This window comes from Pseudonocardia sulfidoxydans NBRC 16205 (assembly GCF_007989085.1).
GTDB classification, from domain to species: Bacteria; Actinomycetota; Actinomycetes; order Mycobacteriales; family Pseudonocardiaceae; genus Pseudonocardia; species Pseudonocardia sulfidoxydans.
Genome location: NZ_BJVJ01000008.1, coordinates 75,642 through 98,103, shown reverse-complemented (window position 1 = coordinate 98,103; position 22,462 = coordinate 75,642). Strand labels below are relative to the sequence as shown.

21 protein-coding genes are annotated in these 22,462 nt (G+C 73.3%); 10 read left to right on the top strand and 11 right to left on the bottom strand.

Annotation, left to right across the window (positions count from 1 at the left end):
• Position 1 precedes the first annotated feature (1 nt).
• Positions 2–208, top strand: a complete 207-nt coding sequence (locus tag PSU4_RS06690) for a DUF8691 family protein (RefSeq protein WP_147103554.1) — start codon at positions 2–4, stop codon at positions 206–208.
• Between the two features lie 34 nt (positions 209–242).
• On the opposite strand, the gene PSU4_RS06685 is transcribed toward PSU4_RS06690, so the two are convergent.
• Both PSU4_RS06685 and PSU4_RS06680 read right to left on the bottom strand, forming a co-directional pair.
• Positions 243–893 (bottom strand): DUF3159 domain-containing protein, encoded by a 651-nt coding sequence (locus PSU4_RS06685; protein ID WP_147103551.1) that lies wholly within the window; start codon positions 891–893, stop codon positions 243–245.
• Between the two features lie 45 nt (positions 894–938).
• The gene (locus PSU4_RS06680; protein WP_246114976.1) at positions 939–1,832 is read right to left on the bottom strand and encodes an alpha/beta fold hydrolase; all 894 of its coding nucleotides are present in this window, start codon (positions 1,830–1,832) and stop codon (positions 939–941) included.
• A 174-nt stretch (positions 1,833–2,006) separates the two neighbouring features.
• On the opposite strand from PSU4_RS06680, the gene PSU4_RS06675 reads away from it, so the two are divergent.
• From PSU4_RS06675 to PSU4_RS06660, 4 genes are all read left to right on the top strand, one after another.
• Positions 2,007–3,440 carry a carotenoid oxygenase family protein gene (locus PSU4_RS06675; protein ID WP_147103546.1) on the top strand — a complete coding sequence of 478 codons (1,434 nt, stop codon included), beginning with the start codon at positions 2,007–2,009 and terminating at the stop codon, positions 3,438–3,440.
• Positions 3,441–3,853: 413 nt separating this feature from the next.
• Positions 3,854–5,191, top strand: a complete 1,338-nt coding sequence (gdhA, locus tag PSU4_RS06670) for an NADP-specific glutamate dehydrogenase (RefSeq protein ID WP_147103543.1) — start codon at positions 3,854–3,856, stop codon at positions 5,189–5,191.
• Between the two features lie 23 nt (positions 5,192–5,214).
• The gene (locus tag PSU4_RS06665; protein WP_147103540.1) at positions 5,215–5,766 is read left to right on the top strand and encodes a nuclear transport factor 2 family protein; all 552 of its coding nucleotides are present in this window, start codon (positions 5,215–5,217) and stop codon (positions 5,764–5,766) included.
• 103 nt (positions 5,767–5,869) lie between these two features.
• On the top strand, positions 5,870–6,346 hold the full coding sequence (locus PSU4_RS06660) for a cupin domain-containing protein (protein WP_147103537.1): 477 nt from the start codon (positions 5,870–5,872) through the stop codon (positions 6,344–6,346).
• 9 nt (positions 6,347–6,355) lie between these two features.
• Here PSU4_RS06660 and PSU4_RS06655 read toward each other — a convergent pair whose 3' ends face one another.
• From PSU4_RS06655 to PSU4_RS06640, 4 genes are all read right to left on the bottom strand, one after another.
• Positions 6,356–7,591 carry a flavin-dependent oxidoreductase gene (locus PSU4_RS06655; protein ID WP_147103531.1) on the bottom strand — a complete coding sequence of 412 codons (1,236 nt, stop codon included), beginning with the start codon at positions 7,589–7,591 and terminating at the stop codon, positions 6,356–6,358.
• 48 nt (positions 7,592–7,639) lie between these two features.
• Complete coding sequence (locus PSU4_RS06650) at positions 7,640–8,233, bottom strand: mycothiol transferase (RefSeq protein WP_147103528.1); 594 nt, start codon at positions 8,231–8,233, stop codon at positions 7,640–7,642.
• A gap of 71 nt (positions 8,234–8,304) precedes the next feature.
• On the bottom strand, positions 8,305–9,123 hold the full coding sequence (locus PSU4_RS06645; RefSeq protein WP_147103525.1) for an alpha/beta fold hydrolase: 819 nt from the start codon (positions 9,121–9,123) through the stop codon (positions 8,305–8,307).
• Entirely contained in the window at positions 9,120–9,812 is a 693-nt protein-coding gene (locus tag PSU4_RS06640; RefSeq protein WP_147103520.1) for a DUF899 domain-containing protein, read from the bottom strand. Before PSU4_RS06640 ends, PSU4_RS06645 begins: the two co-directional genes overlap by 4 nt.
• 181 nt (positions 9,813–9,993) lie before the next feature.
• Here PSU4_RS06640 and PSU4_RS06635 point away from each other — a divergent pair, with 181 nt between their 5' ends.
• Positions 9,994–11,184, top strand: coding sequence for an FAD-dependent monooxygenase (locus tag PSU4_RS06635; RefSeq protein ID WP_186816783.1), 1,191 nt, complete (start codon positions 9,994–9,996; stop codon positions 11,182–11,184).
• Positions 11,185–11,217: 33 nt separating this feature from the next.
• On the opposite strand, the gene PSU4_RS06630 is transcribed toward PSU4_RS06635, so the two are convergent.
• Complete coding sequence (locus PSU4_RS06630) at positions 11,218–12,297, bottom strand: methyltransferase (RefSeq protein ID WP_147103517.1); 1,080 nt, start codon at positions 12,295–12,297, stop codon at positions 11,218–11,220.
• A 107-nt stretch (positions 12,298–12,404) separates the two neighbouring features.
• On the opposite strand from PSU4_RS06630, the gene PSU4_RS06625 reads away from it, so the two are divergent.
• A complete protein-coding gene (locus PSU4_RS06625) occupies positions 12,405–12,851 on the top strand; it encodes a MarR family winged helix-turn-helix transcriptional regulator (protein ID WP_147103514.1) in 447 nt (148 codons plus the stop codon).
• Between the two features lie 134 nt (positions 12,852–12,985).
• Here PSU4_RS06625 and PSU4_RS06620 read toward each other — a convergent pair whose 3' ends face one another.
• Genes PSU4_RS06620 through PSU4_RS31165 form a run of 3 tightly spaced genes read right to left on the bottom strand, consistent with a single transcriptional unit; the run spans position 12,986 to position 15,417 of the window.
• A complete protein-coding gene (locus tag PSU4_RS06620; RefSeq protein ID WP_186816782.1) occupies positions 12,986–13,951 on the bottom strand; it encodes an SDR family NAD(P)-dependent oxidoreductase in 966 nt (321 codons plus the stop codon).
• A gap of 31 nt (positions 13,952–13,982) precedes the next feature.
• Complete coding sequence (locus PSU4_RS06615) at positions 13,983–14,939, bottom strand: NAD-dependent epimerase/dehydratase family protein (RefSeq protein ID WP_281290661.1); 957 nt, start codon at positions 14,937–14,939, stop codon at positions 13,983–13,985.
• Positions 14,929–15,417, bottom strand: a complete 489-nt coding sequence (locus PSU4_RS31165; RefSeq protein WP_186816780.1) for an HAD family hydrolase — start codon at positions 15,415–15,417, stop codon at positions 14,929–14,931. Before PSU4_RS31165 ends, PSU4_RS06615 begins: the two co-directional genes overlap by 11 nt.
• Positions 15,418–15,556: 139 nt before the next feature.
• On the opposite strand from PSU4_RS31165, the gene PSU4_RS31160 reads away from it, so the two are divergent.
• Positions 15,557–15,724, top strand: coding sequence for a hypothetical protein (locus PSU4_RS31160; protein WP_186816779.1), 168 nt, complete (start codon positions 15,557–15,559; stop codon positions 15,722–15,724).
• A 442-nt stretch (positions 15,725–16,166) separates the two neighbouring features.
• On the opposite strand, the gene PSU4_RS31155 is transcribed toward PSU4_RS31160, so the two are convergent.
• Entirely contained in the window at positions 16,167–16,340 is a 174-nt protein-coding gene (locus PSU4_RS31155; RefSeq protein ID WP_186816778.1) for a hypothetical protein, read from the bottom strand.
• An 82-nt stretch (positions 16,341–16,422) separates the two neighbouring features.
• Here PSU4_RS31155 and PSU4_RS06605 point away from each other — a divergent pair, with 82 nt between their 5' ends.
• Entirely contained in the window at positions 16,423–16,842 is a 420-nt protein-coding gene (locus PSU4_RS06605; RefSeq protein WP_222596188.1) for a MarR family winged helix-turn-helix transcriptional regulator, read from the top strand.
• A gap of 109 nt (positions 16,843–16,951) precedes the next feature.
• Complete coding sequence (locus PSU4_RS06600) at positions 16,952–22,459, top strand: GAF domain-containing protein (RefSeq protein ID WP_186816777.1); 5,508 nt, start codon at positions 16,952–16,954, stop codon at positions 22,457–22,459.
• Positions 22,460–22,462: the final 3 nt, after the last annotated feature.

Sequence of the window (22,462 nt, the reverse complement as noted above, 5' to 3'; positions counted from 1 at the left end):
GATGACGTCGCACCGCTACGAGTTCCGCATCGCCGGACACCTCGCGCCCAGCACCCGGGAGGCGTTCGAAGGCATGACGGTCCGCGACGCTCCGCCGGAGACCGTCGTCCGCGGCACCGTCGTCGACGACGCCCACCTCCACGGTGTGCTCGCCCTCATCCAGGACCTCGGGCTGCAGGTCGTCGCCGTGCAGCGGGTCGAGGACTGAACTCCCACCCGGTCCCCGGCCGTCGTCTCCAGGTTCAGCCGTTCCTCGCGGTGGCGGAGCCGGTGACGCGGTCGGGGTAGGTCTTGGTGAAGTGGACGGCCCAGACGAGCGCCACGATCGGGACGACCCAGTTCAGGGCGAGGTCGAGCAGGTACGGCGAGTCGGTGCCGGTGGGCTGGCCCTCCAGCGCGGCGACGACGACACCGGACAGGCCGATGACCACGATCGCCGCGCCCCACGCCGCCGACAGCACCCGGTTGATCTTCACGAAGACCGGTGAGGTCCAGGCCTCGCGGGGCAGGTCCTTCTTCGCGTACTCCGCGGTGAAGGGACGGACGCCGACCGTGGCCAGGATCAGCAGGCCGAGGACGACGCCGACGAGCGGGCGGCCCCACTCGAAGAGCCACTGGTCGACCTCGCGGCCGCCGACGAACCCGGCGACGGCCATCGTCGCGAACAGCACCCCGGAGTAGATGTTGAGCTGCATGGGGATGTTGCGGGCACGGTCCCAGAGCAGCGCGACGACGGTCATGGCGACGGCGATCAGTGCGCTCCAGGCGACGCCGTCGGCCGCGAGGCGCTGGGCGACGACGGTGAACGCGATCCAGGGCAGGAACGCGCCGACGAGGGACAGGGCGGACAGGGACGATCCGGACGTGGTGCGGGTGGTGTGGTGGCTGGTCATGGTCGTGCTCCCTTCGGGATTCGGATGTCGTGCGGGTGGTGTCGGTCAGCGACGCAGGAGGAAGTCGACGACGCGGGCCTGCGCGGCTGCGGCGTCGGGGTGGATGTAGAGGGCGAGGTGGGTGCCCCGGTCGAGGGTGAGCAGCTCGGCGCCGGGGACGGCGGCGGCGGCGAAGGTGCTGTGGGCGGGCGGCAGGTCGGCGTCGGCGGTGCCCTGGACGACCAACGTCGGTGCGGTGATCCTCCCGAGTTCGAGTGACGTGATCTCCGCGAACCGGTCGAGGTCGTTGCGGAAGCCGGCGCGGCGGACCTTGTCGGGCATGGAGGCGGGGCCGAGGTCCAGGACGAACTGTCGCGCGTCGGGATCGGCGAAGACCTGCTCGACCCGCGCGGTCAGTTCCTCCGGGCCGAGGTCGCCCTCGCTGCTGAGCGTGCCCTGGACGAACTGCTGGGGCTGGTGGGCGGCGAGCAGGCGCATCAGCCACTGACCGGGAGCGGTGGTGAACAGCAGCCGGGTCGGCAGGTCCTGGTGCGGCAGCTCGTACGCCCGGCTGACGGCGGCGTTCGCGACGAGCGCGGTGACCCGGCCGGGGTGGCGGACGGCGAACCGGTAGCCGGCGGGGCCGCCGCCGGACCACGTGTAGACGCCGGCCCGCTCGATGCCCAGGTGGTCGAGGAGTGCGGCGACGAGGTCGGCCTGCTCGTCGATGGTCGTCCGGCCCGCGAGATCGGTGCCGAGGTAGCCGGGCCGTGACAGCAGGATCGCGCTGATCCGGTCCCGCGGCAGCATGCGGGCCATGAGCGCGGCGGCGTCGATACCGCCGGGGCTGCCGTGCAGCACGACGACCGGGGCTCCGGTGCCGACGACCGCGTACTCGACGGGCCCGAGCGAGGTCTCGGCGATCGAGGAGGTGTACTCGGGGGCACGCGTGGCGTTCACGATCGGTCCTCTCCTGGTTGCGGAGCCGGGCCGGTTCCGCGTCGTCACCGACGTTGCCCTCACCGGCGAGCAGGAACATCCGCCATCCCGCTCGTATCTGCGCAAAATGGCAGCGGCGGACATCCGAGTGCGATGGCGGATGTTCCGGCCCGGCGACGGGGTCAGTGTCGAGCCATGAACACGACGCAGATTCCGCGGCCCACCGCCGTCGACACCAGCACCGACATCCACCTGACCGGGCCGTACGCCCCGGTCACCGCCGAGGTCGACGTCACCGACCTGCCCGTGGAGGGCGAGCTGCCCGCCGACCTCGACGGCGCCTACCTCCGCAACGGGCCCAACCCGCGCTTCTCCCCGGTCGGCAGCTACACCTATCCCTTGGACGGGGACGGCATGCTGCACCGCGTCGAGATCTCGGGGGGCCGGGCCCGCTACACCAACCGGTTCGTCCGCAGTCCCATGCTCGTCAAGGAGGAGGAGGTCGGGCACGCGATCTGGCCCGGGCTGCTCAGCCCGTGGCGGCCGGACGCCGACGAGGTCGGCCCCCACCTCGCGGGTACCGTCCGCGACCTCCCGGACATCAACGTGGTCCGGCACGGCGGGCGGCTGCTCGCCCTGGCCGAGTTCACCCTGCCGTACCGGATGTCGCCGCAGCTGGAGACCGTCGGGCCGGAGACCTTCGACGGCACGCTCCCGGCCGGCATCTGCGCCCATCCCAAGATCGACCCGGCGACCGGCGAGATGATCGCGTTCCACTACAACCTGCAGCCCCCGTTCCTGACGTGGACGACCATCGACCGGGACGGCACCGCGACCGCGCCGCGACCGGTCGAGGGGGTGGAGCGGCCCGTGATGATCCACGACATGGCGATCACGCCGCGGTTCGTGGTGCTCGTCCTGTCCCCGTTGTTCTTCGACGTCGCGGCGGCGATGCGGGGCGGGTCGATGCTGGCCTGGGAGCCCGAGACGGGCACCCGGATCGCGCTCGTCCCCCGTGACGGCGGGCCCGTGCGGTGGTGCGACGACGAGACCTTCTGGCTGTGGCACACCGTCAACGCGTTCGAGGCGAAGGACTCCGCCGACGCGGCGGCGGACGTCGTCGTCCTGGAGTACGCGGAGTGGGCCAAGCCGTCGGGGATCACGGCGGGCCCGTCGGGAACCCCGAGGATGACCCGGGCGATCCTCGACCCGGCCGCGGGCACCGTGCGCCGGGAGACGGTCTCCGACCTGAACGTCGACTTCCCCCGCATCGACGACCGGCTCCTCGGCCGCGAGCACCCGGTGTCGGCGTTCGCGCTGCGGACCTCCCGTCCGACGCCGCACCCCGGTGTGCGTGACGGCCTCGCGTGGCACGACGCCCGCACCGGGGCGATGTCGCGGTGGGAGCCCGCCGACGTGGCGGTCGGGGAGCCGGCGTTCGCGCCGGACCCGCGCTCGGACGACCCGGGCAGCGGGTGGTGGCTCGCATTCACCAGCACTTTCGGGACGGGCGAGTCCGCCCTGGTCGTCCTCCCGGCATCCGATCCCGCGTCGGGACCGGTCGCGACGGTCCGCATGCCGGTCCGGGTCCCGCTGGGGCTGCACGGGAACTGGTTGCCGTCGGTGTGACCCGCGGTCCGCGCACAGTCGACGTCCGGTGCGCAGCTCGCGGCGACCGCCGTGTCCGTCACGTTCGATACGTGCAATCCGGTCACGGCCCCACGAATCCCTGCGCCATGAGCAGGGCGCGGCCGTAGGCCGACTGTCGGCAACGGCACCGCTGATGGTACGAATCGACGTGGAGCCCTGAGCCCGTTCCGCGCGCCGGGCGCCTGACCGGTGGCCGACCCGGAGGCGCTGTCGGGGCCGGGAGCTCCGGTCGGCCGGGAGCGTGTCACCTGGGACGGAGCCCGGGGCGGGCCGTCGTGCAGAGAAGTGGGTCGCGGGTCACGCAGGCCGAGCCGTTCGGTCGTGGCAACCTCGTGGGCGACACACACCGGGCGTCCCCGGGGCGAAGAGATGGAAAGGACACGACGCGAGGCATGCATGAAGCACTGAGGTCGATCTACGAGCGGGTCCTGTCGCGCAACCCCGGCGAGGCGGAGTTCCATCAGGCCGTCAGCGAGGTCCTGGACAGCATCGGCCCTGCGGTGGACAAGCACCCGGAGTACGCGGACGCCCGGATCGTGGAGCGGATCTGCGAACCCGAGCGGCAGATAATCTTCCGGGTGCCGTGGGAGGACGACAACGGCGACATCCACATCAACCGCGGGTTCCGCGTCGAGTTCAACAGCGCACTGGGCCCGTTCAAGGGCGGCCTGCGGTTCCACCCGTCGGTGCTGCTGGACACGGTGAAGTTCCTCGGCTTCGAGCAGGTGTTCAAGAACGCGCTCACCGGGCTCCCGATCGGCGGCGGCAAGGGCGGCTCGGACTTCGACCCCCGGGGCCGGTCGGACCGCGAGGTCATGCGCTTCTGCCAGAGCTTCATGCTCGAGCTCTACCGTCACATCGGCGAGTACACCGACGTCCCGGCCGGGGACATGGGCGTCGGCGGTCGCGAGCTCGGCTACCTGTTCGGCCAGTACAAGCGCATCACGAACCGGTACGAGTCCGGCGTGCTGACCGGCAAGGGCCTGATCTACGGGGGCGCCCAGGTCCGTCGCGAAGCCACCGGCTACGGCTGCACGTTCTTCGTGGAGGAGATGCTGCGGGTGCGCGGGCAGTCCTTCGAGGGCAGGGACGTGGTGGTCTCGGGCTCGGGCAACGTCGCGATCTACACGATCGAGAAGGTGCACGAACTGGGCGGACGGGTCGTGGCCTGCTCCGACTCGGGCGGGTTCGTCCACGATCCCGCGGGCATCGACCTCGAGCTGCTCAAGGACGTCAAGGAGGTCCGGCGGGAGCGGATCAGCGCCTACGCCGACAAGGCCACCGGCGCCACCTACACGGACGGGGGCTCGATCTGGGAGGTGCCGTGCCAGGTGGCGCTGCCCTCGGCCACCCAGAACGAGCTCGACGCCGACGGCGCCGCCGCCCTGGTGCGCAACGGCTGTGTCGCGGTGGGGGAGGGAGCGAACATGCCGACCACTCCGGCCGCGGTGCGGGTGCTGACGGAGGCCGGGGTCGCGTTCGGTCCCGGCAAGGCCGCCAACGCGGGCGGCGTGGCTGCGTCGGCGCTGGAGATGCAGCAGAACGCGTCGCGCGACTCGTGGACCTTCGAGCACTCCGAGGCCCGGCTGCGCGACATCATGCGCGACATCCACTCCCGGTGTCACCAGACCGCCGAGGAGTACGGGGTGCCGGGGAACTACGTGGCCGGGGCGAACATCGCCGGCTACGCCCGGGTCGCGGAGGCGATGCTCGCGCTCGGCCTCGTCTGACCGTTCCTGCGGGGAGTGAGTCCATGACCATCGACGACGACCGGCTGCGCACGCTCGTGGACCGGGCCGACATCCACGACGTGCTCATGCGCTACTGCCGCGGGGTCGACCGGTGCGATGTCGAGCTGATCCGTTCCGTCTACCACCTCGACTCCGTCGACGACCACGGCTACTGGTCCGGCCCCGGCCAGGAGTTCCCGGAGTTCATCGTCGGGCGGCTGACGTCGGCCGCGCTGCGCACCACCCACGCGGTGGCGAACGAGCTGATCGAGCTCGACGGGGACACGGCGCGGGTCGAGACCTACGTCTTCGCCTACCTGTGGCGCGTGGCCCAGACCGAGGCCGAGGGGAGCGCGGACGGCAGCGCCGAGGCGCTCGACGTGTTCGCCGGCAGGTACGTGGACCAGTTCGCGCGGAGGGACGGGGTGTGGCGGATCGCGAGCCGCACGGTGGTGCACGACTGGTCGTGCACCCCACAGGTGCTCCCGCCGGCGCTCGGGTTGCCCCTCGACGCGTTCGTGCAGGGCAGGCGTGACCGTTCCGACCACTCCTACGGGACCTCCGGCACGTTGTGACGGCCCGCACCGCGACACGCGGTCGCAGGTGTTGCCACCATGTACATCGGCAGTGACATGGCGCAGAGTGCCGGAGACAGCGAACCACCGGTGCGGAGGTGTCATGTTCGGCGACGAGATCGTGCTCGGCCCGCTCCCCAAAGGGATCACACTCGCGAACGAGGGCGTGCAGAAGCGGATCTGGAACATCCTGGGCCACACGTACTACATGAAGGCCGCCAGCGACTCGAGCTTCGCCTTCGAGACGTACGACCCGCCCGGCACCGGTGTCCCACCGCACGTGCACCCGACCCAGGACGAGCACATCTACGTCCTCGAGGGCGTGTTCACCCTCTATCTCGACGGCCAGTGGGAGACGGCCGGGCCGGGGGACACGGTGCGGATGCCGCGCAACCTCCCGCACGCGTACTACAACCGCAGCGAGGCGCCGACGCGCGCGCTGTTCTGGGTGAGCCCGTCGGGGAAGCTCGCCCAGCTGTTCGACAAGCTCCACGACCTCGAGGACCCGGCCGAGGTCGTCCGGCTCTCGGCCGAGTGCGATGTGAACTTCCTGCCGCCCGGCTCGGTGGAGGGCGCCTGAGCGGCCGGCTCAGCCGGGGCGGTCGACCTGGGCTTTCGAGGCGCCGGTGACCTGGGCGTAGCCGTTGACGACGGCGTCGAGCTCGGCGGCGTCGATGACGTCGTCCAGCTGGGTGAAGCCGTCGGGGGCGCGTCGTTCGACCTCGTCGATGACGCCCTCCGGTCCGCCGACCCGGTTGCGCAGGACGATCTCGCTGGTCGCGGCCAGCCGTTCGTCCTCGTACGCGGCCAGCGCCGCGGCCGGGTCGGCGGCGTGCCGCAGGAGGCACGCGGAGAGGGCGGCCGCGTCCAGGATCGCCTGGCCGGCGCCGTTGGAGCCCATGGGGTACATGGGATGCGCGGCGTCACCGAGCAGCGTGACGCGGCCGTGCGTCCAGCGCGGCAGGGGGTCCCGGTCGCACATCGGGAACGCGAACGCCTCGGGGGTGGCCCGGACGAGCGCGGCGTGGTCGACCTCGTCGAGCCGGAAGCGTCCGACGTGCGCGTCGAGGTCGGCCGGGTCGGCGGGACGTGACCAGTCCTGCCGCTCGGGCGGCGGGTCGCCGGGCACGCCGGTGCGGATGCAGATGGCCCAGTTGGTGAGCGCAGTGTCCGGCGTCTGCCCTGCGCCGATCGGGTAGACGACCAGCTTCGCGGCCGTGCCGCCGGCGATGAGCATGGCCCGGCCGCCACCGAAGGTGGGCCAGTCGGTGGCGCCGCGCCACATCATGACGCCGTTCCAGCGGGGCGGGCCCTCGCCCGGGAACAGGAGTGCCCGGACGGTCGAGTGGATGCCGTCGGCGGCGACGAGGACGTCGCCGCGTGCCTCGTGCTGCCCGTCGGCGAACCGCACCCGCACACCGGACGCGTCCTGCTCGAACCCGACCAGCCGGTGCCCGGTCCTGACAGCGTCGGGGCCGAGCCGCTCACGCACCGCCCGCAGCAGCACGCCCTGCAGCCGGCCCCGGTGCAGGGAGAACTGCGGGAGCGTGAACCCGGCGTCGAGACCGCAGGGCCGGCGCAGGATCTCCTGCCCGAGCCGGTGCAGGTACGACAGCTGCGTGGTGCGGACCGCCACCTCGTCGAGACGGTCGAGCAGCCCGAGCGCCGCGAGCTCCTCGACGGCGTGCGGCAACGCGTTGATGCCGACGCCGAGCTCACGGATCTGGCGGCCCTGCTCGTAGAGCTCGCACTCGACACCGTCCTGATGCAGGCGCAGGGCGGTGGTCAGCCCACCGATCCCCGCGCCGACGACGACGACCTTCATCCCGTACCCCCCAGTCCGGCCGTCCTCAGCATGGACCGGGCGTGCCGCTCACGCCAACAGCGTCCCGGGCGCCGGCTCGTAGGGCCGGAAGAAGTCGTTGGCCGGGGCGCCGGCGAGGGTCAGGACGAGCGCCGGGACCGCGACGCCGTCGATCTGCTCGCGGACGATGTCGGCGTGCCCCGCGTGCCGGGCGTACTCCTCGACCAGATGCAGCAGGTAGTAGCGGGCGTGGATCGGGCGGGCGTCGACGATGCCCTCCCAGGGCGCGGGCGGCGCCATGGCGTCGGCAGCCGGGTCGATCGACGTGAGCAGGGCCAGCAGCTCGGCGCGGGCCTTGTCGAAGTCGTCGATGGTCCCGGCGACCGTCTCGTCGTCGCGCACGACGAACCCGTCCGCGTACGCGGCGTACGCCTCGGCGTCGAGGGGCCTTTCGACGACGTCGGACGTCAGCCGCGGCACCGCCCCACGCAGGCCCTGGGCGGCGTGCTTGATGATCCCGCCGATCGACAGTGCGCTCCGGCACGGCGTCTGGCGGGCCTGTTCCTCGGTGAGCCCGAATGCGGCCGACCGGATGGCGGTGAGCTGCTGGTCCAGGTAGTTCACGATCCCGGTGATCTCGTCGTGGCGGGCGGGTGCGTACATCGGGTCCTCCGTGGTTCGGCGTCGGACACGACTCTGGCCCCACTTGCGGTCGGATCCCGGCCACAAGCTCGTCAGAAGAGCTCCGGGGTCGGCGGTGGCGTGTCGTCGAGGAACGCGGTGACCATCGGGACCAGCACCGCCGTCGCGCCCGAGATCCCGACGTGCGACATCGCCGGCAGGATCACCAGCCGCGCGGCCGGGGGCTCCGACAGCATCCCCGACGCCGCGGCCTGCTCGTCGCCACCACCGCGCAGCCGGAACATCTCGACCGCGTGCTCGGGGCGCACCCCGTCGGCGTCGCCGACGACGACCATCGTCGGCGCCGTGATCGACCGCATCTCGTCGTCGCTGATCTGCTGGTCGTCGCGGTTGAGGACCTTCATCTTCTCCAGGTAGGCGTCGAACGCGGCGGGATCGGGGGTGTGCTCGGCGAACGCCTTCTCGACAGGCGAGCCTGCGAACGCGGCGGCACTCAGCTGCCCGATGACCTCGCCCACCACCGGGTACCAGCCGTCGCGGCGGAACGTCGCCGACACCGGGACGAGCTTGCCGACGAGCTCCGGGTGCCGCAGCGCGAGCTGCAGCGCGACGCCACCGCCCTGTGAGTAGCCCAGCACGTCGGCACGGCCGACACCCAGCGCGCGCAGCAGCGCGGCCGCGTCGTCGGCGAACCGCTCGTACGACATCGCCCGCGGCGTGTCCGGTGTGCGGCCGTGCCCCTGCTGGTCGAAGACGATCACGGGCCGGGCGACCGCGAAGGCCGCGGTCCACGACGCCATCGAGTCGGTCCCCATGAACGCGCCCGGGATCAACAGCAGCGGGGTCCGCGACGAGCCGAGGTCGCCGTGGACCTCGAAGTACAGATCCAGGCCGTTGATCTGCTGCCTCATGACGGGCCGTACAGCCGCGCGACGTCGGGGGAGTCGAGCCACTTCGAGTAGGTGGGCGATGTCGGCCATCCCGCGGGCGAGTCCTGCCACTCCTCCTGGCGGCCCCACGGCAGCACGTCGACCAGCGGGAAGGTGTGGCTGAGCTGCTCGGTGCCGCGACCGTCGGTGTGCCAGGTGCGGTGGACCGTGTCGCCGTCACGCAGGAACACGTTCACCGCGAAGCCCGCTCCGGGGCCGGCGCCCATGTCGGTGCTGAACGGGCTCTCCGACGACGAGTACCAGTCCATCCGGTTGCCGACCTTCTCCCGGTAGGCCAGCGCCTCGTCGATCGGCCCGTGGGTGACGACGACGAAGCGGGCGTCGTAGGCGTCGAGGAAGCCCAGCCGCACGTACTGCGAGGTCAGCCCGGTGCAGCCGCCGCACTGCCACTCCGCGTCGTCGAACCACATGTGGTTGTAGACGATGAGCTGGGAGCGTCCGTCGAACACGTCGACGAGGGGTACGGGGCCGTCCGGCCCGATCAGTGTGTAGTCGGGCAGCTCGACCATCGGCAGCCGGCGACGCTGCGCGGCGATGGCGTCGAGCTCACGGGTCGCGGCCTTCTCCCGCACCCGCAGCTCGTCGAGCGCAGCCTGCCACGTCTGCTGGTCGACGACGGGCGGCAGGGCGCCGGCGGTCTGCTCGGTCATGGTTCCTCCGTGAGACTCGGATGAACAGTTCGACGTGTGGACGACGCGTGGGCCCGGAACTCATCGGTGCCGACGTCATGTCGTGACCGTGCCGGAAGGCACCGACGATTCGTGGCTGTGGCCGATGAGATTCCGGCGTGGCCGGCGTCTTCTCCTCGACGGGCCGACGAAGGAGCAGCAGGTGAGCGGGATCAAGGTGTTGGTGGCCGGGGCGAGCATCGCGGGGCCGGCGTTGGCGCACTGGCTGCGGCGGCGGGGCGCCGAGGTGACGGTGGTGGAGCGGGCGCCGGGGCTGCGTCCCGGTGGGCAGGCGGTCGATGCGCGCGGGGTGACCAAGGACGTCATCCGGCGCATGGGCCTGGACGCGACGATCCGCGCGGCCTGCACCGACACCGCCGGCGCCTACACGGTCGACGCCGACGGGACGGTGCTGGCGACGTTCAGTGCGGAGGACGACGGTGGCGACGGGTTCATCGCCGACATCGAGATCCTGCGCGGGAACCTGTCCCAGGTCCTCTACGACGACACCCGCGACGGCGTGGAGTACGTCTTCGGCGACCGGATCGCGGAGATCTCGCAGGACGCCGACGGGGTCGACGTGGTGTTCGCGGGCGGGGACCGGCGTCGTGTCGACCTGGTGATCGGGGCGGACGGGCTGCACTCGGCGTTGCGCGCCATGGTGTTCGGGCCGCGGGAGCAGTACGTCCGCCACCTCGGTCACGTGCTGGCGTTCTTCACCGTGCCCAACGAGTTCGGGATCGACCGCTGGTTGATCGACCACCAGGACGCGGAGTCGGGCCGGTCCGCCGGGCTGCGGCCCATCGGCGACCCGGCCTCGGTGATGGCGATGATGTCGTTCCCCGCGGCCGAGTTCGACGTCGACCATCGCGACATCGACGCCCAGAAGCGTCTGCTGCGGGAGAAGATGGCGGGCCTGGGCTGGTCGACACCGCAGATCCTGGCGCACCTGGACGACAGCCCGGACTTCTACCTCGACCAGATCGCCCAGGTGGTGATGGACGGCTGGTCGAGCGGGCGGGTGGGCCTGCTGGGGGACGCGGCGTTCAGCTCGTCGCCGATGTCGGGGCAGGGGACGGGCCTGGCCCTGGTGGGGGCGTACGTGCTGGCCGGGGAGCTGGCCGCCGCCGGCTGGGACCCGAAGGTGGGGTTCGCGGCGTACGAGGCGTGGATGCGCCCGTTCGTCGAGGCCAACCAGGAGATCGGCCGGATGCACGCGGCCACCCGCGCCGTGACCGACGAGCCGGCTCCGGAGCCCGACATGGAGGCGTTGATGGACCTCGTCGACCGCGCGGTCAACGGTCCGGCGCTGCCCGACTACGCCGGCGTGCCGGACTCGGGTCGGGCACCGTGACCGATCCGGTCGACCGGACGTGCGACGTCGTCGCTACGCGGGCTTCCGGGCGATCAGGACCCCCCGGTCGGCGGCCGTCGGCCGGTGCTCGATCCCGACGAAACCGACACCCTCCGCGATCTCCGTCAGCTCCCCGACCGACCAGCACTTCCCGGGTGTCGAGTGCATCAGCAGCACCGAGTACTCCGCCACCGGCAGCGGCCCTCGCTTGTCGGCTGCGACGTGGGTGTCGTGGTCGAGGAGCGTGCCGCCGGGGGCGAGCGCCTCGAACGACGACCGCAGCAGGTGCTCGACCCGCGGCCGGTCCCAGTCGTGCAGGACCTGCGAGAACAGGTGCACGTCGTACCCGGTCGGGAGCGGGTCGGTGAACATGTCGCCGGTGACGACGTCGAGGCGGTCGGCGTGACCGCGGCTCTCGATCAGCGTCCGGGCGGCGACGTCGACGGGCGCGCGCTCGAACACGGTGCCCCGGGCGTCCGGCGCCGCGTCGAGCAGTGCCGTCGCGTAGATGCCGGAGCTGCCGCCCACGTCCAGCAGCGCGCCGACCGCGACGTCGTCGACGGCCGCGGCGAGCCGCGGGGCCAGGTAGGCGCCGCGCGCGTCCATCGCGGAGGTGATCCGCTCGGCGAACGCGACGTCGCCCAGCCGCCCGGACCAGTCGGCGTCCTGGGCCGTGGCGCCGGGCTTCGCGCTGCCCCATGCCGCCTGCTCGTCGGTACGCAGGACGTGGGCGAGCTCGGCCACCGCCGGCCGCTCGGACAGCGACCCGTAGTAGGCCCGCAGGTCGAGCGGGGAGCCCGCGGTCAGGTGGCAGCGGCCCAGGTCGGTGACCGTGACGACGTCGCCGCCGGCCACGTCGCGGTCGACGAGCCCGTGCGCCGCGCACAGCGTGAACAGCACGTCGGCCGGGCGGGCCGCCAGGCCCAGGAGGGCGCACGCGTCGGCGACGGTGACCGGACCGCGCGCGGCGAGCCGGGTGAACAGGTCGAACTCGGTGACGGCGGCGAGCAGCAGGTCGGCGGCGTAGACGCCGTCGCGGATCCGGTACAGACCGGTGGGGTCGGGAGCGTGGGCGACGGCGGAGACGGGGTGACCCTCACCGTGGGTCCACATCGGACGGCTGGACAACCGACCCCCCAGCTGTTCCGGCTCCCCACAGGTCTCATGTGGAATAGTGCCGTTTGGAAACGTCGTCGTGTCGAAGCAAGGACGTACGCTGCATGGAGAACCCTACGGTGCAGGTCAGCCTGGCGCTACTGCTCGCCCGGGCCGAGCGGTACGTGACCGACCGCCTCGACGACGCACTCCGCTCGGCCGGGCTGACCGTCGACCAGTACCGCGTCCTGCTCCAGCTCGTCGACGGGCAGGGACACTCGATGGCCGAGATCGCCGAGCGGGCGGTCCTCGCCGCCGCGACGCTGACCCGTGTCGTGGACCGGCTCAGCCAGCTGAAACTCGTGCACCGGCGGATCGACGCGCTCGACCGGCGACGGGTGCTGATCTTCATGTCGCACCGCGGCGCGCCCGTCCTGCAGCAGGTCGTCAACCAGGAGGACGAGCTGCGCGCCGACCTCGAGGCGCGGCTGGGGGTGGCCGACCTCGGCCACCTGCTCGAGACCCTCGCGGCCATGGTCGAGGCGCCCGCCGAGGCCCCGGCGGCGCGCTGACCCTGCGCCTCCCGCTGTCGGCGCCACCGCCCGCCGCAGCCGTTGGTCGTTCCGTATGGAAGAGCTGGACGCAACGACCCGGGGACGTCGCGACACCGGACGTCCCGGCGACCGGCACCGTCCCCGACCTACCGTCAGGGGCGGCCGCGGGCCCCGGCGATGCGGGCCTCCCGGGCCCGGACCGCGTCGCTCGTCGACGCAGGGACCACGTACGACGAGTCGTCGACGATCGCGTCCCAGCGTGCGAGGAGGTCCTCCGGGCCGAGCCCGTCGGCGACGATCCCCGACGTCTCCGCCCACATCACCCGCGCGAAACGCCCCAGCCCCGCGCTGAGGACCTCGCCCGTGCACGGGCACGACTCGTGGGCCAGCAGGAGCAGCATCGGCGCCGCCTGGCCGGGACCCCGCGTCGGGTCCGGGGCGTGGTCGGCGGCCAGCGGCGGCAGGCCCGACTGCGCACGGAACTCCGGATCGGTGACCATCCGGGTGTCCGCCGCGGGCGCCATCATGTTGACGAGAATCCCGTGGTCGCGCCCGGCGTCCGCGAGCGAGCGGCCGAGCGACACGCACGCGCCCTTCGCCGTCGCGTACGACACGAGGTGGCCGCCGCCGAACATGCCGACCGACGTCGTCAGCACCACCCGGCCGTACTGCTGCGCGACGAGATGCGGCCACGCCGCGCGCGTGACGGCGAACGAGCCGACGACGTGCACGTCGAGATGACGGCGCAGGTCCGCGGGCCGGAGCCCGGGCAGCGCGCCCGGGACGAGGATCCCGGCGTTGTTGACCACGACGTCGACGCGGCCCCACGCCTCCACCGCCGCGCCGACGACCGAGGCGGCACCCTCCTCGGAGGCCACGTCGGAGTCGTCGGCGATCGCCTCGCCCCCCGCCGACCGGATCTCCTCGGCGACCGTGGCCGCCGGCGTCGCGTCGGCACCTTCGCCGAACAGGCTGCCGCCCAGATCGTTGACCACGACCCTCGCGCCCCGCGAGGCGAGGGCGAGCGCGTAGGAACGCCCCAGCCCGCGGCCTGCGCCCGTCACGACCGCCACCCGGCCGTCGAACCGCATCTGGTCTCGCGACGACGTCGATGTCATGTCGGCAGACTCGCCGGGCGGTGCCCGTTCGTCAACGCCCGCCGGACGCGAGCTCCGCGACCATCGCGCGGACGCCGTCGACGAGTGACCTCTGTGGACGCCAGTCGAGGTCCGCAGCGGCGGCCGTCAGGTCGAGGGCGCCCGGCCATCCCTGGGCCGCAACGGGATCCGGCGGATCAGCCGCGGCGCGAACCCGCGGATCGGCCTCCCTGACAGCGGCGATCACCTCGGCGACGGTGTGCACCGCGCCGCCGCTGACGTTGTAGGCGCCGGCGACACCGGGGGCGTGCAGGGCCGCGCGGACCGCGGTGGCGACGTCGTCGACGTGCACGTACTGCTGCGGGGCATCGGCCGGGATCCGGACCCGGGTCGGACGGCCGGCAGCAGCGTCGTCGAGCAGGCCGCGGATCAGGCACGCGGTGCGCCGGCGCGCCCCGAACACCGTGGAGATCCGCAGCGAGACGCCGGTGACACCGTGGTCGTGGTGGTAGCCGGCGACCAGATGCTCGGCGGCGGCCTTGGTCGCGCCGTAGACGTCGAGCGGTCGCAGCGGGGTCGACTCGGTGACGGGCCCGGGCGGGGTCGCGCCGTACGCGGCGATCGACGAGCAGTACACGACGCGGGCGACACCGTGGCGGCGGGCGGCCTCGAGGAGGTTCGCGGTGCCGCCGATGTTCGCGTCGACGACCACGCGCGGATCGTCCCGGGCGACCATCGGTCCGGACACGCCTCCGCAGTGGACGATCGCCGTCACGCCGTGGGCAGCGACCACCGCGTCGACGGCGGCGGGATCGGTGACGTCGCAGGGCAGCTGCGCGTACCCGTCGGCCGCGCGGCTCACGCGGTCGACCGCGACCACCCGTTCGCCGTCGGCCTCCAGCAGCAGCCGCACGGCATGACCGACGAGGCCCGCCGAACCGGTGACGAGGATGCATCCACCGGCCGCCCGAGGTCCGTCCGGGAGGCGTGCGTCGGCCTCAGGTGCCACGGCGCAGGCGGGCGAGCTCCTCCAGCACCTCGGCGGCAGCCTCGGTGTCCTCGACCAGGAAACCCGACCCCGTCTCCGGCGGTGGCGCCTCGTTGAGCACCGTGATTCCGAGGTCCCCGGCCTGCAACGGCTGCGGCTCCTCGTCGGCGGAGACGATCCTGACGGCGGCGGTGACGCCGGCCTCGGCCCGCAGGCCGTCGAGATCCTCCGGTGCGACGAAACGCAGCCCGGCCTTGGCGCCCGACAACAGCATCAGCTCGAAGACCTGGTCGGGGTCACGCCGCGACACGACCGCCACCGTCGTGTGGGCCAGCGCCACCAGGATGCTCAACGACTCGGAGGTCAGCTGCTCGGCACGCGCACCGTCGGGATCGCCGAGGTCCGGGGCGATCGCGCCGTCGAAGTCGCAGGCGACGAGCAGCCGTGGGGTCGTGGCGATGCGGTCGAGGGCGCGCCACAGCTCGTCGAGGTCGTCCATCGTCGGCTCCTCTCGTGGTGTACCTGTCCACTCTGCGAGGTCCCGGCGCCGGGCGAAAGCGCTGACGCCGCAACCGGGCGTCGCGAGTACGGGATCGACACCCACGGGTGAAGGGCTGGGGTCATGCGGGGAGCGACGGATGCCGCGAATCGTGGTCGCCGCCGCCGTGCTCGTCGCCTCCGCCGTGGGCATCGTGCCGTCGCCGGTCTTCGAGGCCGTCGGCCGGGCGCGGCACAGGCGTGACGGCGGCGGGGTCACGGCCGATCCGACGGATGAGGCACGCGAGGTGGCCCGGCGGAGGTCGTGAGTGGCGATAGTCGCTCCAGCGACGATCGCCACTCACAGGGTCCGGCGGACCGAGCGCGCGCCGGAGGGCAAGGCCCTGGCCGTCCGGCGCGCACTCGTCGACCAACCGGTCGGTGACGCCGGGCCCCCCACGGGCCCTGCGCCGCCCCTGTGCCGCGACCCGGTCCCTCCGGCCCCCCACGGGCCTCGGTTCCGGTCGTTCTCACGGTGTTCGGTTGGTTCGTCCGCTGAAAAAGACTTTGCCCGATTAGGGGCATTGCCGACAGGGGGTTTACCCCACTTCGCGGCACGGACGTGGTGGATGGGCGGTGTCGCCGGGGCGTCAGGACACCGCCCATCCCTGCATCATTCAACGATCCCGACACGAAGCGGGCGCGCCGGACCACCCGGTCGGGTGCTGCCGCGGGCTTGCTCGTGAGGTGCAGCCGGCCGATCACGGCCGATCACGGCCGTGCGTGGTCGCGTGGCCGGCTCGGGCGGGGGGTGTGGCGGCGGCGGGCGTCGGTGGCGAGGAGCATCGTCGTGGACCGGCCGATCGTCCCCAGCTCGAGGGCGACCAGTGCGACCGCGATGGTGAACCCGACACAGGCGAGTGCGATTGCGAGATCTCCCCACATGGCTCCTCCTTCGTCGGAAGTATCGTTCCACGATAAGACTGTGTCGCATTGCGATGCAACCTGTGCGTGGCAGAGTCGGGCCGTGCCCGGGCTGACGCACACCGACTACGCGAACCTGCTGCGCTTCCGCACCGCACTGCGCCGGTTCGACAGCTGGAGCCGCGAACAGGCCGGCCAGGTCGGCCTGACCCACGCCCAGCACCAGCTGCTGCTCGCGGTGAAGGGCCACGACGACCCACGCGGCCCGACGATGAGCGAGGCCGCCGCCTACCTGAACGTCCGCCACCACAGCCTCGTCGGACTCGCCGACCGGGCCGAGACCGCGGGCGTCCTGCAGCGCACACGTGACGACGCCGACGGACGCACGGTGCGGCTGCGCCTGACGGACGCCGGGGAGGAACGCATCACGCAGCTCAGTGAGCTGCACCTGGCCGAGCTCTCCCGGCTGGAGCCGATGCTGCGCCACCTCGTCGCCGGGCCCGACGGCGACTCACCCGGCTGATCATGCATCGGGGGCGCGGTCGCGGGGTACCGACCCACGTCGCGTGGCCGCCCCGGCTCCCCGTCGTTACCCTTCGGCGAGGTCTCCCCGGGCCATGATTGGGAGTTCGATGTCCGTTGTGCGAGAGGGCTCCGGCAGCCCGTTCGCGCGCGGGGGAGAGCTCGGCAGGGTCATGGCGGGCCTCGACTGGTCCGCGACGGCCGTCGGCACCCCCGAGACCTGGCCGCCCGCCCTGCGCAGCGTCGTGCGGATCCTGCTCGGGTCTCGCTTCTCGATGTGGATGGGCTGGGGCTCCGAGCTCACCGTCTTCTACAACGACGCCTACCGGCGCGACACCCTGCGCACCAAGCACCCGAGGGCACTCGGCAGGCCCGCCCGCGAGGTGTGGGCGGAGATCTGGAACGACATCGGGCCCCGCATCGAGTCCGTGCTGGCGACGGGTGAGGCCACCTGGGACGAGAACCTGCTGCTGCTCCTCGAACGCAGCGGCTACCCCGAGGAGACCTACCACACCTTCTCCTACAGCCCCCTCGCCGACGAGGACGGCGTCGCCGCCGGGTTCCTCTGCGTCGTCACCGAGAACACCGACCGCGTGCTGTCCGAGCGGCGGATGTCGACGCTGCGCAACCTGTCGACCGCGCTGACCGGGGCGCGTTCCGAGCGGGAGGTCGTCGCGGCCGTCCGCGACCAGCTCGCGGGCGCCACCCGCGACCTGCCGTTCACCGCGGTCTACCTGACCGACCCCGACGGCGACACGGCACGGCTGGCCTGCGCCGCGGGTGTCGAGCCGGGGTCGGCCGGGACACCCGAGCAGGTCGGCGCCGACCACCCCTGGAACCGCCAGGAGGTGCGCACGGGTGCCACCGTCGTCGTCGACGACCTGCCCCGTCTCCTGCCGGACCTGCCCGTCGGTGCATGGGGCCGGCCGCCCCACCAGGCCATGGTGCTGCCGCTCGGCCCGGTGCAGGAGGACACGGTCACCGGCTTCGTCGTCGCCGGGCTGAACCCCCACCGAGCCCTCGACGAGGGCTACCGCGGGTTCGTCGAGCTCCTCACCACTCAGGTCGCGTCGGGCCTGCTCAACGCCCGCGCCTACGAGGCCGAGCGCACCCGCGCGGAGGCGCTCGCCGAGCTGGACCGGGCCAAGACCGACTTCTTCTCCAACGTCTCGCACGAGTTCCGCACCCCGCTCACGCTGATCATGGGTCCGATCGAGGAGCTGCGCCGCGACGCCGACCCCGGGCCGGTCGACGCGGCGCGGTTGCGGACGGAGCTGGACGTCGTGCACCGCAACGGGTTGCGGCTCGGCAAGCTCGTGAACAGCCTCCTCGACTACTCCCGGCTGCAGGCGGGCCGCATCGACGCCCGGTTCGCGCCCGTGGACCTGGCGCAGCTGACCGCCGAGCTCGCGGGGGCGTTCCGCTCCGCGATCGAGAGCGCGGGCATCGGCTTCGTCGTCGACTGCCCGCCGCTGCCCGCGCCCGTGCACGTCGACCGCGACAGCTGGGAGAAGATCGTCCTCAACCTGCTGTCCAACGCCCTCAAGTTCACCTTCGACGGCGACGTCCGGGTCGAGCTGCGCGAGGTCGGCGGTGTGGCCCGGCTGACCGTGGCCGACACCGGCGTCGGCGTCGCCGCGGCCGAGATCCCGCGGCTGTTCGAACGGTTCCACCGGGTCACCGGGGTGCGGTCGCGGTCCACCGAGGGCAGCGGCATCGGGCTGGCCATGGTCCGTGAGCTCGTCGGCCTGCACGGCGGGACGATCTCCGCCGAGAGCACCCCGGAGGTCGGGACGACGTTCGTCGTCGAGGTGCCGTTCGGCACCTCCCACCTGGCCGCCGACCGGATCGACGACGCCCCCGCGACGCTCGGGGCCGCCCCCCGGCTCGCCGAACCCTTCGTGACGGAGTCGCTGCGCTGGCTGCCCGGAACCGTCGCCCCCACCTCGGCGGAGACCCCCGTCGGCGCCGCCCGGGTACTGGTCGCCGACGACAACGCCGACATGCGCGACTACCTGCGTCGGCTGCTGGCCGACCGGCACGTCGTCGAGGTGGTGCCCGACGGCCGCGCCGCGCTCACCTCCGCGCTCGCCGACCCGCCCGACATCGTGGTGTCCGACGTGATGATGCCCGGCATCGACGGCCTGGAGCTGCTCGCACGGCTGCGGGCCGACCGACGGACCGCCCGGGTCCCGGTGCTGCTGCTGTCCGCCCGCGCCGGGGAGGAGGCGGCCGTCGAGGGGATGGCCGCGGGTGCCGACGACTACCTGGTCAAGCCGTTCGCCGCCGCCGAGCTGCTCGCGCGCATCGACGGCACGCTGCGGCTGAGCCGGGCCAGGACCGAGGCCGAGCACCGGTTACGCATGCTGGCCGACGCGACGCCCGCGCTCATCTGGGCGGACGGCCCGGACGGCGACCGCGCCTTCGTCAACCGGGCATGGCGGGACTACACCGGCGCCGAGGACCCCGGGGCGTGGCGCACACTCGTCCACCCCGACGACGCCGACCGCTACGACACGCGGCGTGCGGCGGCCGCCGAGGCCGGCGCCGGATTCGAGATCGAGTACCGGCTCCGCGGTGCCGACGGGCGGTACCGCTGGGTGCTCGACCGCGGCGTCCCGGTCCAGGGAGCCGGGACCGGCTACGTGGGCGGGTGCCTCGACATCGACGCCCGCGTCCGCGAGGAGGAACGGCAGCGGCTCGTCGCCCACGTCGGGGCGGCGATGGAAGCGCTGTCGACGGTCGACGAGCGCCGGGACGTCCTCGTGCGCGCCCTGGTCGACGAGGGCGTGGCCGATCTCGCGGGGCTCGTCGTCACCGCCGACGACCGGGCCGTGGCAGCCCGGGACGCGGAACTCCTCGCCCTGATCGACGCCGACTCGCACCGGCTGCTCGACGTCGCGGCCTCCCCGCGGCTGGTCGCGCCGGGCGACGCCGGGTTCCTCGCCGACGGGTCGCCGGAGCACCGGGAGCGCTGGGACGCCCTCGGGGTGCGCAGCGTCGCGCTGGTCCCGCTGGCGGCGCGCGGCCGCATCGCCGGGGTGCTCGTCGCGGGCCGGACCGCGCCCGCCGCGCCGCAGGACGACGACGACCTCGCGCTGCTCGTCGAGATCGGCGGACGGGCCGCCGTCGCGCTGGACAACGCCCAGCTGTTCGCCAGCGAGCAGGCGACGACCGCACGGCTCACCCTGCTGCAGCAGGCCACCGCGGCGCTGTCGGCCGCGCCGACGCCGCTGCGCGTGGGTGAGGTCGCGACGGAACAGTTCCAGCAGCTCACCGGGGCCGTCGCGGCCGGGGTGTGGGAGCTGCGCGCCGACGGCGTCCTGGAGGCGCTGGCGCTGCGCGGCTGGGACCCGCGCGTCGAGCGCGACTGGACCACCCTGCCGACCGACTCCGAGGACCCGACGGCGGAGGCCGTCCGCGCCGGCGTGCCGATGTGGGTGGAGACCGACGACGACTGGCGCACCCGCTACCTGGGCATCCGCGACCTCGTCCGCAGCGACTACGGGTACGCGTCGGTGTCGTCGGTGCCGCTGCTGAGCGCGGGCCGCTGCATCGGCGTCGTGTCGATCGCGTTCGTCGAGGAGCGGGTGTTCACCGACGTCGAGCGCACCGCCGTCATGGCATTGGCCGAGCAGGGCGCCGAGGCGCTGCGCCGGGCCGAGCTGCTGGCCGCCGAGAGCGACGCCCGCCGGGCCGCGGAGAAGTTCACCGCCGTGGTCGCCGCCCTGTCGCGGGCGGTCACCCCCGCCGAGGTCGGGCAGGTGATGCTGCAGCACGCCGACGACCTCGGGGCCGAGGAGGCCGCCGTCGTGCTCGTCCAGGAGGGGCTGCTGGAGGTCCTCGCCACGTCCGGGTCGGCGGACGTGGCGCGGGTGCCGCTCCGCGCTGGGCATCCCCTGGCCCACGCGTCGCGGACCGGCCGGCCGGTGTGGGTGGGGGAGGGCTCGGAACAGGCCTGGCGCGGCCGGACGTTGCGGGCCGGGCAGATCGATCTCCCCGACGAGGTCGCGGTGCCGCTCGTCCTCGCCGGGGCGACGCTCGGTGCGCTGGGGCTGCGGTTCCCCGACACCGCCGCCCCGCTGTCCGACGAGGCCCGCACCGCCCTGCTCACGGTGGCCGCCCAGTGCGCCCAGGCCATCGACCGGGCCCGGCTGCACGAGGCCGAGCACGAGATCGCCGCCGTCCTGCAGCGCAGCCTGCTCCCGCGCGAGGTCGTCCCGCTCGACGGGCTCGCCGTCGCCGCCCGCTACCGCCCCGGCGCCGCCGGCGTCCAGGCCGGTGGTGACTGGTACGACCTGTTCCCCGTCGGCATCCCCGGTGGTGGCGACGGGATCGCGCTCGCCGTGGGCGACGTCGTCGGGCAGGGCGCCGCGGCCGCCGCGGTCATGGGCCAGCTGCGGGTGGCGCTCTCCGGGGCGCTGCGCGAGGGCCGCACGCCCGCCCAGGCGCTCGAGACCCTCGACGGCTACGTCGGTTGGATCCCCGGCGCGGTGGCCTCGACTGCGGCCTGCCTGATCCTCGACCGGGGCACCCGGACGCTGTGCTGGGCGCGCGCGGGCCACCTGCCGCCGCTGCTGGTCGACGCCACCGACGCCGGTTTCCTCGAGGGCGGCCACGGGACCGTGCTGGGCATGACGGGCAGGCCGCCCTACACGGAGGGGACGACCGTCGTCCGGCCCGGCGCGACCCTGCTGCTCTACACCGACGGTCTCGTCGAACGCCGCGGCGAGCTGATCGACGACGGCCTGGAGCGGTTGCGCGCGGCGGCCGCCGAACTGGCCGACGCCCCGCCGGAACAGCTCGTCGACGGCCTGCTCGAACGGCTCGCCGAGCAGGACGTCCATCTCGACGACGTCGCCGACGTCGCGGTCCGGTTGCTTCCCGGCCCGCTCGACCTGCAGGTGCCCGCGGACGCGGGCGAGCTGCGGGGGCTGCGCCGGCGGATCGCGGCGTGGGCGCGGCTCGCGGCGCTGGACCCGCTGCTCGTCGACGACCTCCAGCTCGCGCTCGGCGAGGCCGCGGCCAACGCCGTCGACCACGCCTACCCGCCGGACGCCCCCGGCACCGTCGACGTCCGGGTCGCGGCGGGCACCGCCGGCGCGGTGCACGTCGTCGTCGCCGACCACGGCACCTGGCGGCCGGCGCCCGTCGACAAGGGGAACCGCGGCCGGGGTCTCGACCTCATCCGTTCCCTCGGCCGGGACGTCGACATCCGCCACGGGGCCGACGGGACCGTCGTCGAGTTCGTGATCGTCCCCGAGGGGACGGCCGACGACACCCCGGTGCACCCCGGTCCCGCTCCGGCCGCGCCGGGCCTGCAGGTGGTGCGCGAGCAGGGCCGGACGCGCGTCGAGATCAGCGGCGAGATCGACCTCGCGTCCGTCGACGACCTGCGTCCCGACCTGCTCGCGCTGCTCCACACCGTGGGCCCGGGCGAGGAGGTGCACCTCGACCTCGACGGTGTCGGCTACCTGGCCAGCGCCGGCGTCGGCATGATCGTGGACCTGGTGCGGCAGGCCGCCGCACGGTCGATCCGGCTCGGGTTCGGCGCCCGGCCCGGGACGCCCGCCGCCCGCATCCTCGGGCTGGCGCGGATCGGGCCGGACGTCGGCTGACCC

Coding starts and splice junctions, on each gene's coding strand:
- PSU4_RS06690 (WP_147103554.1), top strand. CDS start 2: ATGACGTCGCACCGCTACGAGTTCCGCATCGCCGGACACCTCGCGCCC.
- PSU4_RS06685 (WP_147103551.1), bottom strand. CDS start 893: ATGACCAGCCACCACACCACCCGCACCACGTCCGGATCGTCCCTGTCC.
- PSU4_RS06675 (WP_147103546.1), top strand. CDS start 2,007: ATGAACACGACGCAGATTCCGCGGCCCACCGCCGTCGACACCAGCACC.
- gdhA (WP_147103543.1), top strand. CDS start 3,854: ATGCATGAAGCACTGAGGTCGATCTACGAGCGGGTCCTGTCGCGCAAC.
- PSU4_RS06665 (WP_147103540.1), top strand. CDS start 5,215: ATGACCATCGACGACGACCGGCTGCGCACGCTCGTGGACCGGGCCGAC.
- PSU4_RS06660 (WP_147103537.1), top strand. CDS start 5,870: ATGTTCGGCGACGAGATCGTGCTCGGCCCGCTCCCCAAAGGGATCACA.
- PSU4_RS06655 (WP_147103531.1), bottom strand. CDS start 7,591: ATGAAGGTCGTCGTCGTCGGCGCGGGGATCGGTGGGCTGACCACCGCC.
- PSU4_RS06650 (WP_147103528.1), bottom strand. CDS start 8,233: ATGTACGCACCCGCCCGCCACGACGAGATCACCGGGATCGTGAACTAC.
- PSU4_RS06645 (WP_147103525.1), bottom strand. CDS start 9,123: ATGAGGCAGCAGATCAACGGCCTGGATCTGTACTTCGAGGTCCACGGC.
- PSU4_RS06640 (WP_147103520.1), bottom strand. CDS start 9,812: ATGACCGAGCAGACCGCCGGCGCCCTGCCGCCCGTCGTCGACCAGCAG.
- PSU4_RS06630 (WP_147103517.1), bottom strand. CDS start 12,297: ATGTGGACCCACGGTGAGGGTCACCCCGTCTCCGCCGTCGCCCACGCT.
- PSU4_RS06625 (WP_147103514.1), top strand. CDS start 12,405: ATGGAGAACCCTACGGTGCAGGTCAGCCTGGCGCTACTGCTCGCCCGG.
- PSU4_RS06620 (WP_186816782.1), bottom strand. CDS start 13,951: ATGACATCGACGTCGTCGCGAGACCAGATGCGGTTCGACGGCCGGGTG.
- PSU4_RS31165 (WP_186816780.1), bottom strand. CDS start 15,417: ATGGACGACCTCGACGAGCTGTGGCGCGCCCTCGACCGCATCGCCACG.
- PSU4_RS31160 (WP_186816779.1), top strand. CDS start 15,557: ATGCCGCGAATCGTGGTCGCCGCCGCCGTGCTCGTCGCCTCCGCCGTG.
- PSU4_RS31155 (WP_186816778.1), bottom strand. CDS start 16,340: ATGTGGGGAGATCTCGCAATCGCACTCGCCTGTGTCGGGTTCACCATC.
- PSU4_RS06600 (WP_186816777.1), top strand. CDS start 16,952: ATGTCCGTTGTGCGAGAGGGCTCCGGCAGCCCGTTCGCGCGCGGGGGA.